Raw genomic sequence first — 11337 nt, 5'->3', positions numbered from 1 at the left:
CTTTAGTTTCCAACTTTATTACTTGGTTTCCAACTTTAATACTCAGTTTCCATCTTTATTACTCACCCACACCCATACACAAATTTAATCAATGTTATTCAACAGTTACGGATTTTGCGAGGTTTCGAGGCTGGTCAACATCTTTTCCTAAGTAGTCAGCTGTTTCGTATGCAAACAGCTGTAATGCCGGAAGTGCCATGAACGCATTGAGCGGTCCCCAAACTTCCGGCAGGATCCAGCGGTGTTCAACATCAAGTTCCACTCCGGGATTGGTGAGGGCTATAATTTCTCCGCCTCTGGCCTGAACTTCTACGAGATTGGATTTCACTTTAGGAAACAGATCATCCTTTAAGGCCAAAGCAAATGTCGGGAAATTAGGATCAATCAACGCGATTGGACCGTGCTTCATTTCGCCGGCGGCGTATCCTTCTGCGTGAATATATGAAATTTCCTTAAGCTTCAAAGCTCCTTCAAGAGCAAGCGGGAAACATAGCCCGCGTCCTAAATAGAAAAAGCTGCTTGCCTCGGAATATTCACGGCATAGTTCTTTTGCCCTACTGCGCATTGCAGGAAGTTCTGCGTCAAGTATTGAAGGAATATTGCGTAAATCTTTAACCGCGCGATTGTAGGTTTCATCATCAATCGTTCCTTTGCGTCTTCCCCAGTAAAGAGCCAGCAAAAGCAATGCTGTTAGCTGGCTGCACATGGCCTTGGTGGATGCAACACTTATCTCAGGACCGGCCTGTGTATACATAATATAATCAGATTCACGGGCAACACTGGAACCGACAACATTACAAAGACCTAGAATCTGCAGACCTTTTTGTTTAGCAAGTTTGATACCTGCCAAGGTGTCGGCAGTTTCGCCGGACTGACTGATCGCAAGTGCAAGACTTCCTTTGCTCAAAATAGGATCGCGATAGCGGAATTCCGAAGCAATTTCGACATCTACCGGGATTTTTGCCCACTGTTCAATGAGATTTTTACCCCAGAGTCCGGCATGGTATGAAGTTCCGCAAGCAATGATGTGCAACCTTTCCGGCGGCTCCATCTCTGCAATTTCAGGCAGGACAACTTCACACTTATTAGTATCGATACGACCGGCCAGACAGTCTGAAATGACTTTAGGCTGTTCAAAAATTTCTTTAATCATGAAATGTTTATGCCCGCCCTTTTGCGCGGCCTGAACATCCCAGTTTATAGTACGGACTTCTTTTTCAACAGGCTCAAGAGTGTCAGCCCTGAAGACCTCCCATGATGCGGAAGTAATCTTGACCAGTTCTCCGTCCTCGATGAAAACAACTTCGCGAGTGTAAGGAAGGAATGCAGGAATATCGGAAGCCACGAAATTTTCACCGACTCCGACACCCATGACCAGCGGGCTGGAAACACGGGCGGCATAGACTATTCCGGGCTCATCAACACAGACAAGCGCAATTGCATACGCGCCTTCAACCTGATTAAGAGCCCACGAAATCGCTTTAAGCATGGTTTCAGTATGTTTACGGCCCTCGGCAATAAGGTTCACCAAAACTTCTGAATCAGTATCAGAGCGGAATTCATACCCTTTAGTAAGGAGGTCTGCTTTAATTTCCTGATAATTCTCAATAATCCCGTTATGGATCATGGCTATTTTTTTATCATGATCAAGATGAGGGTGAGCATTTTTTTCAACAGGAATACCGTGAGTGGCCCAGCGTGTATGCCCGACTCCGAAAGTGGAATTGGTTACATTGATATGAGCCAGTTTCTCGTCAAGCGCGGCAAGCTTGCCTGATGCACGGACAAGATCAATTTCTTTATTCTGTACAGTTGCAACACCCGCAGAATCATATCCGCGATACTCAAGCCTTCTTAACCCTTCAACTATCAAAGGCACCGCAGGACGGTGTCCGGCATATCCTATAATTCCGCACATATATAAATTCTCCTGATTATTATTATGGTAAGCAGGTCAAAAAATTATCAACCGTTGACCTTCTTTTGAAAATCAGCCCATTGAGCCATAAGCGATCTTAAAGCCTTGCCTCTGTGTGAACGTGAATTTTTAGTTTCGCGCGTCATTTCAGCAGCAACGCAGCCGAGTTCAGGGTCAAAAAATAACGGATCGTAGCCGAACCCTTCAGCTCCTGAAAGCTCAAAAGCGATACGCCCGTTCCATTCTCCGCGGCTTTGTATACGGATATTGTCAGGAGTGGCGGCAACCATCACACACACGAAACGGGCCGTGCGTTTTGCTTCCTCCACACCTTTAAGTTCTTCAAGAAGTTTACAATTATTCTTTGCGGGAGTTGCACCTTCTCCGCTGTATCTTGCGGAATATACACCCGGCCTTCCGTCAAGTGCATCAACTTCCAGACCGGAATCGTCAGCAACGGCAATAAGACCTGTTATATTAGCGACAGTCTGAGCCTTGATTATGGAATTTTCCAGAAAAGTCTCACCGGGTTCAGGGATTTCACCGATCTCGGGATAATCATCAAGACCTTTCACTGTGAGATCGAAGTCTTTAAGAAGCTCTTTAAATTCAGCGATCTTTCCTTTATTACTGGTAGCAAGAACTACTGTTTTCAAACCCGTCTCCCATGCAATATATTAAAATCTAAAGATGCAAACATCTGCATCCATCATTTTATCATTAATATGATGTGAGACTATTACTCGTTAGCCGATTTTTACGCAACCGTCAGAGGCGGCGGCAAAATCAATGATACGGTTGTTCCTTCTCCCTCACGGCTTACCATTTCAATTTCGCCTCCGAACTCTTCCATTATTTTTTTAACCATCGGCAACCCTAAACCATTTCCATTAATTTTAGTAGAATAGAAAGGATCAAAGACCAAATCGCGCTTTGCGGCCGGAATTCCGGGGCCGTTGTCACTGACTTTCAGCCATACTTTATCTTTGGTCACTCCGGTTGCAACACGGATCACCCCACCTTCATCCATAGCTTCCATGGCATTCATTATCAAATTAATTAAGCATTGCTTTACTTGTTCAGCCCCGCCTTGTCCTGCCGGATTTTGCGAGTCAAGATCCAGTTCAAGCTCAATCCCTTTTTCTTTACATTCAAGTGCCATCAAATTTACTGCGCTTTCAGCTTCATCATTAAGATTAAAAGCTGTTATTTCACCTTCATGTGACCGTACGAAACTCAAAACTTCTTTTAAGAGAGTCTCCAGACGCTTAGACTCTTCAAAAATTATACCTATTTTTTTATGACCGTCCTGATCAATAGACGTATTATTCATCAAAACTTTTGCGAATCCCCCCATAGCCACAAGAGGGTTACGAATCTCATGGGCAACGTATGCAGCAAGTTCACCGACAGTAGCCATCCTTTCAGACTGCCGTACTCTTTGCTCCATAAGAGTTCTTTCAGTAATATTTCTGCGCATCACAACAAGCTGAACAACCTCTCCTCGTTGCTCATCGGAGATAGGATAAATATAAATTCTATAAAAATTAAGTTTACCTTCAGAATCTTCTTCCGAGAACATCAATTCTTCGAGTTTTCCTTTTGCCATGGACTTAACATCAATAATCCCATCTTTTATAGGGCAGACATTTGCAAGAAACTTATAATATTTTAAAGGATTGTTACCCCGTATGTTTCTAGTGTCTTCCCCGATTAAATTTGAAAAATGTTTATTACAGTCCACGATCATTCCATTAGAACCTACAATCAAAATATCTTCAGGAAGCTGATCAACCACGTTTTTAAACAAGGCCTGAGTCTGCATTAAGTCGACTTTACAGGCTATCCATAGACGATCAGTGGCTTGCAGTTTTAAGAAAAAACGCGCGGCCGGAAGTTCAACAAGAGATATATGTGCAGGCAAAATTTCACGAAGAAGTTTTACACGTGAAAGGTCACCTGAAAGTTCAAAAAGCATAGTTATTTCAGGATGAGACTTAAGCATTTCCTCAACCTGTTCATATATGGGAATATCAAATTCAGCATTTGAATCGTTTGTTTTACAGTCGACAAGTACTCCTGCAACCAATTTAATATCATCCACTTCGTTTTCGCGGTCCCGCAGAAGATTGAGGAGTGAAGATATCACCATAGGATTGCCTAGAATTCCGATGAAATCACAATGTTTTTCACGCAATAGGCTATCAAGCATAATCTCTCCCTCTGGCTATATCGATGGTCATGGCTGAGAATAAACTATTTTAAGAAAAATTAACAATCTCTAATCTCCGTATTTCCAGCTTTGCAGATATAAAAGAATGGGGTAAACAGTGCGGAACACGGATTCACAGACAATTCACCGCTGAATCATTACAAATCTAAAATAATTTTCTCAAATGGAATAAATTTCATGCCTACTAAAAAATTAAAAGTTTTTACCATAAGCCTCGGTTGCCCGAAAAACAGAGTTGATACAGAAAGAATGCTTGGAGCCTTGGGCAACAATATGATCGCAGCTGAAACTCCTGAAAAATCTGATCTTGTCCTTATAAATACATGCGGTTTCATCAGACCGGCAGTTGAAGAATCAGTACAGTCCATCTTAGAAGTAGCCGATGCCATCGCAGACATCACCCCGAAACCAGTTCTTGCTGTAGCCGGATGCCTTGTCAGCAGATACGGCAAGCAGGAAGAAGATTTGCCTGAAGTTGATCTATGGCTTTCAACCTTTGATCTGGATGCATGGCCTGCAATGGCCGCCAAAGCTCTTAAACGGCAGCTCCCGGAAACTTATCAAAGGGCGATCAGCACCGGTCCCGCCTTTGCGTACCTTAAAATAAGTGAAGGCTGCTCCCATTCATGCAGATTCTGCACAATCCCGTCTATCCGCGGACCACAGATAAGCAGAGAACCTTCCGGCCTTATTACCGAAGCAAAAGAAATTCTGGCGCAAGGTATTCCTGAACTTGTCGTTGTCGGACAGGATACCACAGCTTACGGGGCAGACCTAAACAATCCTGATGCAAATTTAAAAACTTTGATCGAGCAGCTTCTGCCGCTTAAGGGGCTTGAATGGCTCAGGCTTATGTATTTGTATCCTGCCGGAATGACCGATTCCATGTTGGAGTTTCTGGCTGGAGCGGGAAAACCTCTTTTACCATATTTTGATATTCCTATTCAGCATGCCCACCCGGATGTACTTTCCTCCATGGGCCGTCCTTTTGCCCGCGATCCTAGAAAAGTTATCGATAAGGTACGCAAACATATTCCGAATGCTGTACTACGCACCAGCATTATCGTTGGTTACCCGGGTGAAACGGATGAGCATTTTAAGGAACTGCTAAAATTTGTGAAAGAAACCAGATTTCAAAATCTAGGCGTTTTTGCTTATCAAGCAGAAGAAGGAACTCCAGCGGGAGATATGGAACAACTTCCTGAAGAACTGCGCGAAGAGCGACGTAATATTTTGATGGAACTGCAAGCGTCCGTCAGCCGTGAAATTCTGGATGAAAAAGTTGGCGAAACAATCCAAGTTCTAGTTGAAGAGCCAAGCGATGAGTGGGATGGTCTGTTTACCGGAAGAGTCTGGTTCCAAGCACCGGAAGTAGACGGAATAACCTACATAAGTGCACCTGAAGGCGGACTGAAACTGGCTCCCGGAATGATGGTCGAGGCTGAAGTTGAAAGTGTAACTGATTATGATCTTGTCACTTTGGTCATGTCTTAGAAAATAATAAAACTTTGTACTGCGAGGAAATAATGTCTGAATTTTCAAATGTAACAGTTGTAAAAAAGGCCAATGTATATTTTGACGGAAAAGTCACCAGCCGTAAGGTCCTCTTTGCAGACGGCTCATTCAAGACACTCGGTATCATGCTTCCCGGCGAATATGAGTTCGGAACAAACCAGGCAGAACTGATGGAAATAATGCAGGGAACGATGAAAGTTCTCTTACCCGAAGCACAAGACTGGCAAACTGTTACAGCAGGTGAAAGTTTCAATGTTCCGGAAAACTCAAAATTCAAACTGGTAGTTGAAGAACTTGTGGATTACTGTTGTTCATATATTAATTAAATTAATCAATACAATTTTAATTTTCTGCTTTTAACACTGCACAATTAAGCTGATTTAGTTCACGTTTAAACAAAAGGTTGCCTTCCTGAATTTCATATTTAAGTCGGCAACCTGCAATCAAGGAAAACGTTCACTATGAAGGCCCCGATAAGTATCAGAGAAAATCTTACAAGCCGTTCAGATGAAGAAACAGGCAACCTTAAATTCAAGCTTCTTTTTGAGGATAGGATAGGAATTGTCTTTGATATAGCAAGGTTGATGACCGAGCAGGGACTTAATATTGTCAGCATGGAAGTAGAACAGAAAAACGGCTATGCAAAAATTTCTGTTGAAATAGAAAAAACGAATCGCAATTTCGACAAGAACGCTTTGTTCTCCCTCTTTTCTACCCTGCCGAAGCTTGAAAGTCAGAGTGAGCTGAGAAGATTACCGCAAGAAAAGCGAGACAAATGGTTTCGGACTCTTTTTGACGGTATGAGTGAAGGAGTTCTTTCTGTTGATTCAACCGGTATAATAAATACAGCCAATAAAGTCGCATGCAGGCTTCTCGGCATGGTCCATGAAAACATCATCGGAACCCACGTTAAAGAAACAAGCCCTAAAAGTAACAATATTCTCATGGAATGCCTTGAAAAAAGGGTATCGGTCAGCAGAAGAAAATCCGTTGTAACAAGTACCGGCAGAGTTGAATTCTATGGTTCAGCAAAACCTATAAATGATTCTCAGGGCAATTTTGTCGGCGCAGTACTTTTGATGAAAGACCTCAGAGAAGTAAAAGCTATGGTCGACGCGGTTTCTACTCCTCTGGAATTTACTTTTGACGACTTTATCGGCCAACGCCCATCCATCAAAAACCTCATTGCTTTTGCCAGAAAAATTGCAGAAACCAGCACCACCGTTTCAATAACCGGAGAGAGCGGCACGGGTAAGGAGCTTTTCGCCAAAGCCCTTCACTTTGAAAGTGGCAGAACCGGACCTTTCATCCCTATAAACTGTGCAGCCCTGCCGGAACCGCTTATTGAAAGTGAACTGTTCGGTTATGTGGACGGAGCATTTACCGGAGCCAAAAAGAAAGGGAAACCGGGACTGTTTGAGGCTGCCCAAAACGGCACAATATTTCTTGATGAAATAGGAGATATGCCACCAGGACCGCAAGCCAAAATCCTTCGAGTATTACAGGAAGGTCTTATGCGTAGAATCGGCGGATTTGAAGAAATTCCCGTCAACGCCCGCGTAATCACAGCAACCAACAAGGACCTTAAAGAAATGGTTGACCGCGGAGAATTCCGTGAAGACCTTTTTTACCGGATTAACGTACTGACCATTCAAATCCCTCCTTTAAGAGAACGGTTCACAGATATTCCCCTTCTGGTAGATAAATTCCTTCAGCAGTTTAACCTTAAATTAGATAAAGCAGCTCAGACCATCAGCCCTGACGCTTTACAAAAACTATATACTCACAATTGGTCGGGAAATGTCAGAGAATTGCAGAATGTGATAGAACGGGCCGCTCTTCTCAGCGATTCAAGTGAAATCAGCGCAAGCGCAATATGTCTAAGCTCTGAACCTCAGAAAAAATGCAAACGAGGATGCTCGGCCCCTGCTGAAATAGAAGGGAGACCATTAAAGGATCTGATTGCTAACTACGAGTCCGCCATACTCATTGAAGCACTCAATTCTACCTCCAGTATCCGCAAGGCCGCTAAGAAATTAAATATATCTCACACTGCTCTACTCAAAAAGATTGAGAAATACCAAATCCAATGTGGTAACAAGTCATACCACCGGAACAAAATAGAACCGTTAGCACAATAGCTATTATTACAGTGTGTTAAAGTAATTATCATCTTTACCTGGTACTAATACATACCATTTCCTACTTTTTGTTACCATATTTAAACCCATTCCAACGACAGCTCTGACCAAAAAATCCCGTCACAACAATTTAGGTAAACCCTTCTCTCATGCCTGTTCCGCACCCTTTCTACAATTCTTTTTAAGGAAAACATCTGCAATTTTCTAATATGGCACGAGGATTGCCTTATAGAAGTAGACAAAGTGTTGATTATATAGGTATTCACTTCAACCGCTCAAAATAACTAGTTAAACAGTTACTTATCAGGAGATTAGAAAATGAAAGTAGGAATCCTAAAAGAAATTAAGTCTGAAGAAAACAGAGTTGCAATGACACCTTCCGGAGTGGAAGTAATGCGTGCAAACGGCCACGAAGTTATGGTCGAGAAATCTGCAGGCGTCGGCAGCAACTTTCCTGATGAAGCCTATGTTGCAGCAGGGGCAAAAATTATTGATAAACCTGCTGAAATATACAAGAACTGCGAAATGGTAATGCATGTTAAAGAACCGCAGCCTTCTGAATATGACATGGTTCGCGAAGGACAGATTGTTTTCACATATTTCCACTTTGCTCCTGATGAGCCGCTCACAAAAGCCTTTATCAAAAATAAATCAATCGCCATTGCATACGAAACAGTTGAAGGGGCCGCAGGTGATCTTCCGCTGCTGACTCCTATGAGTGAAGTTGCTGGACGCATGTCCATACAGGAAGCAGCAAAATATCTCGAACGTTTCTACGGAGGAAGAGGACTTATCATGGGCGGCGTAACCGGTGTTGCTCCGGCTAACGTTGTTGTTATCGGCGGCGGTGTTGTCGGAACAAATGCAGCTCTGATGGCTTGCGGACTCGGAGCAAAAGTATCTCTTCTTGATATGAACCTCGACAGACTCCGTCACCTGTCAGAAGTTATGCCTAAAAACTGCTTCCCGATGATGAGCACTCCAACTCTTCTTCGTGAACTGGTATTGGACGCTGATGTCGTAATCGGAGCCGTTCTTGTTGCCGGAGCTAAAGCACCCAAACTCGTAACTCGTGAAATGCTTAAATCCATGAAAGACGGTGCTGTCATTGTTGACGTTGCTATCGATCAGGGTGGTTGCTTCGAAACTTCTAAAGCCACTACTCATAAAGATCCGGTATACGAAATCGACGGCGTAATTCATTACTGCGTTGCAAATATGCCGGGAGCAGTTCCAATGACTTCTACCATGGCTCTAACCAATGCAACTCTTCCTTATGCTGTACAGATAGCAAACAAAGGCTGGAAACAGGCTGCTCTTGACAACCACGGCGTTAAAACAGGTATCAACATGGTTAAGGGCGCTGTAACCTTCAAAGGTGTTGCCGACGCCTTCGACCTTGAATACGTTCCCGTTGAAAAAGTACTGCAATAGATTTTAGCGTGTAAGCGCCTCCGATTAATCTCAATAAGGGCTTTTATATTTTATATATAAAAGCCCAAGGAGACTACTTACTTATGGACTTTTTGACTACACTGGATGGAATAGTTGGTAAAATTGGTGCGTTCGCGTGGGGACCACCGATGTTGATTTTGCTTGTTGGAACTGGATTTTGGCTCACATTTTCTCTGCGCGGTCTTCAGTTTAGAAAATTATGGTACGCACTGTACCTAGCTCTTATCAAACGCCATGAACCTTCAGATCAACCAGGGGATATCACCCACTTTCAAGCCTTGATGACGGCCCTTTCGGCAACAGTCGGAACCGGTAACATTGCAGGTGTCGCCACAGCGATTGCAGTTGGAGGCCCCGGAGCTTTATTCTGGATGTGGATAACAGGTCTTGTGGGAATGGCCACCAAGTATTCAGAAGCAGTTCTGGCTGTAAAATACAGAATTATTGACGAACACGGAGAAATGAGTGGTGGACCGATGTATTATATTTCCACGGGGCTGAAAATGCCTTGGCTTGGAACTATATTCGCCATCTGTGCTTCCATAGCTGCATTCGGCATAGGTAATATGGTGCAGTCCAATTCAGTGGCAGATGCTGTTGAAAGTACTTACCAGATATCACCGATGGTAACCGGAATCGTCCTCATGGTCTGTACTGCCGCGGTTATCCTTGGCGGAATCAAGAACATCGGCCGCGTAACAGGCTTCCTCGTTCCGATCATGATTGTATTCTACATGGCCGGGGCATCCTATATCATCATTGCCAATATCGCAGAAGTTCCTGCAGCTTTGCTTCTTATCGTTGAACAGGCATTTACTCCTACGGCTGCGGTCGGCGGATTTGCCGGAGCATCGATTATGATGTGTATCCGCATGGGTGTTGCCAGAGGTGTATTCTCAAATGAATCTGGTCTCGGCAGTGCTCCTATCGCAGCAGCTGCAGCGCAAACAAAAAGCCCGATCACTCAGGCTTTGGTTTCTATGACTCAGACATTCATCGATACCATTATTGTCTGTACAATGACCGGTCTTGTTTTGATCCTTACCGGAACATGGTCAGGCGGAGCAACCGGTGCTGAATTAACAACTATAGCTTTTGCTGCAGGTATGCCCGGCGGTGCACACGTTGTAACCATCGGCTTAATTCTGTTTGCATACTCAACCATTCTCGGTTGGAGTTACTATGGTGAAAAATCTATTGAATATCTGCTCGGCATCAAGGCTGTATTGCCATACCGTCTGGCTTTCGTATGCTTTGTAGGGATCGGAGCTGTAGCCAAACTCAGTCTGGTCTGGAATATATCAGACACTCTGAACGGCTTAATGGCTATTCCTAACCTTATCGGGTTGTTATTACTAACTCCGGTTGTAGTCGCAGAAACGAACAAGTATTTTAAAGCTAAAAAAATAAAAGATGAAGCGGATACTTCTCTTTAGACAGTGTTCATCACCTCAATAAGGTTATGGAGTATGACATTCGGTAAAGTTGAACGAGTGGAGATAAAAATTGCGAACTCAGAGCAATAGCAAACCGTGCCCTCACGGAATGGGCTGCATGGCGGACCTCACCACCACCTTCTGCGAGCGTTGCCGGGCAATCTTTAAGCACCTGTCAAATGAACAAGGAGGTCTTTTATTGATATATAACTAACTGATCTAAAGAGATCACCTGCGAGTATCAGATAGACTTTGATAGACTCTGACTGCAGGCGAGACCTTAGGCAAAAGGATTTAAAAACAGAGAGAGAAGATTCTTTCCCGAACTACGTAGTTCGAGGCAATGACAATGGCGTGCTTTAAGTAAAGCCAGTTTCCTTAAGTGGAGACTGGCTTTTTTGTTTGCAGCCAGAAAGCTAAATATTTTAATTTATAATAGCTGATAATTTATCTATTCTGAACAATGAAAAAATTTACCCGCATCTCAAAGTAGCTATTGAAAAATAAACATTTCTACCAAATAAAAAAGCTTCGCTGAAAAGTACATATATACTTTACAATATCGTTAAATAGTTTATCGTTTGTATAACTGTAAATTCTTATGAAGTAATAAGAATCAAATTTTCTTTATATAAAGCA

8 protein-coding genes are annotated in these 11337 nt (G+C 43.2%); 5 read left to right on the top strand and 3 right to left on the bottom strand.

Going from position 1 to position 11337, the window contains the following annotated elements:
- Positions 1-94: 94 nt before the first annotated feature.
- From glmS to B9N78_RS14835, 3 genes are all read right to left on the bottom strand, one after another.
- Entirely contained in the window at positions 95-1918 is a 1824-nt protein-coding gene (gene glmS / locus B9N78_RS14845; protein ID WP_085103687.1) for a glutamine--fructose-6-phosphate transaminase (isomerizing), read from the bottom strand.
- A gap of 47 nt (positions 1919-1965) precedes the next feature.
- A complete protein-coding gene (locus B9N78_RS14840) occupies positions 1966-2574 on the bottom strand; it encodes an XTP/dITP diphosphatase (RefSeq protein WP_085103685.1) in 609 nt (202 codons plus the stop codon).
- Between the two features lie 101 nt (positions 2575-2675).
- Positions 2676-4130, bottom strand: coding sequence for a two-component system sensor histidine kinase NtrB (locus tag B9N78_RS14835; RefSeq protein ID WP_085103683.1), 1455 nt, complete (start codon positions 4128-4130; stop codon positions 2676-2678).
- 198 nt (positions 4131-4328) lie between these two features.
- Here B9N78_RS14835 and rimO point away from each other — a divergent pair, with 198 nt between their 5' ends.
- From rimO to B9N78_RS14810, 5 genes are all read left to right on the top strand, one after another.
- Positions 4329-5645, top strand: a complete 1317-nt coding sequence (gene rimO / locus B9N78_RS14830) for a 30S ribosomal protein S12 methylthiotransferase RimO (RefSeq protein WP_085103681.1) — start codon at positions 4329-4331, stop codon at positions 5643-5645.
- Positions 5646-5677: 32 nt separating this feature from the next.
- Positions 5678-5992 carry a pyrimidine/purine nucleoside phosphorylase gene (ppnP, locus tag B9N78_RS14825; RefSeq protein WP_085103679.1) on the top strand — a complete coding sequence of 105 codons (315 nt, stop codon included), beginning with the start codon at positions 5678-5680 and terminating at the stop codon, positions 5990-5992.
- 135 nt (positions 5993-6127) lie between these two features.
- A complete protein-coding gene (locus B9N78_RS14820; RefSeq protein ID WP_085103677.1) occupies positions 6128-7807 on the top strand; it encodes a sigma 54-interacting transcriptional regulator in 1680 nt (559 codons plus the stop codon).
- A gap of 318 nt (positions 7808-8125) precedes the next feature.
- Positions 8126-9241, top strand: a complete 1116-nt coding sequence (gene ald / locus B9N78_RS14815) for an alanine dehydrogenase (protein ID WP_085103675.1) — start codon at positions 8126-8128, stop codon at positions 9239-9241.
- Between the two features lie 83 nt (positions 9242-9324).
- Entirely contained in the window at positions 9325-10698 is a 1374-nt protein-coding gene (locus B9N78_RS14810) for an alanine/glycine:cation symporter family protein (protein ID WP_085103673.1), read from the top strand.
- The last annotated feature ends 639 nt before the right edge of the window (positions 10699-11337 follow it).

Source organism: Desulfovibrio gilichinskyi (genome assembly GCF_900177375.1).
Taxonomy (GTDB): domain Bacteria; phylum Desulfobacterota; class Desulfovibrionia; order Desulfovibrionales; family Desulfovibrionaceae; genus Maridesulfovibrio; species Maridesulfovibrio gilichinskyi.
The sequence above is the reverse complement of the archived record's forward strand: the minus strand, read 5'-3'. Positions and strand labels throughout refer to the sequence as shown.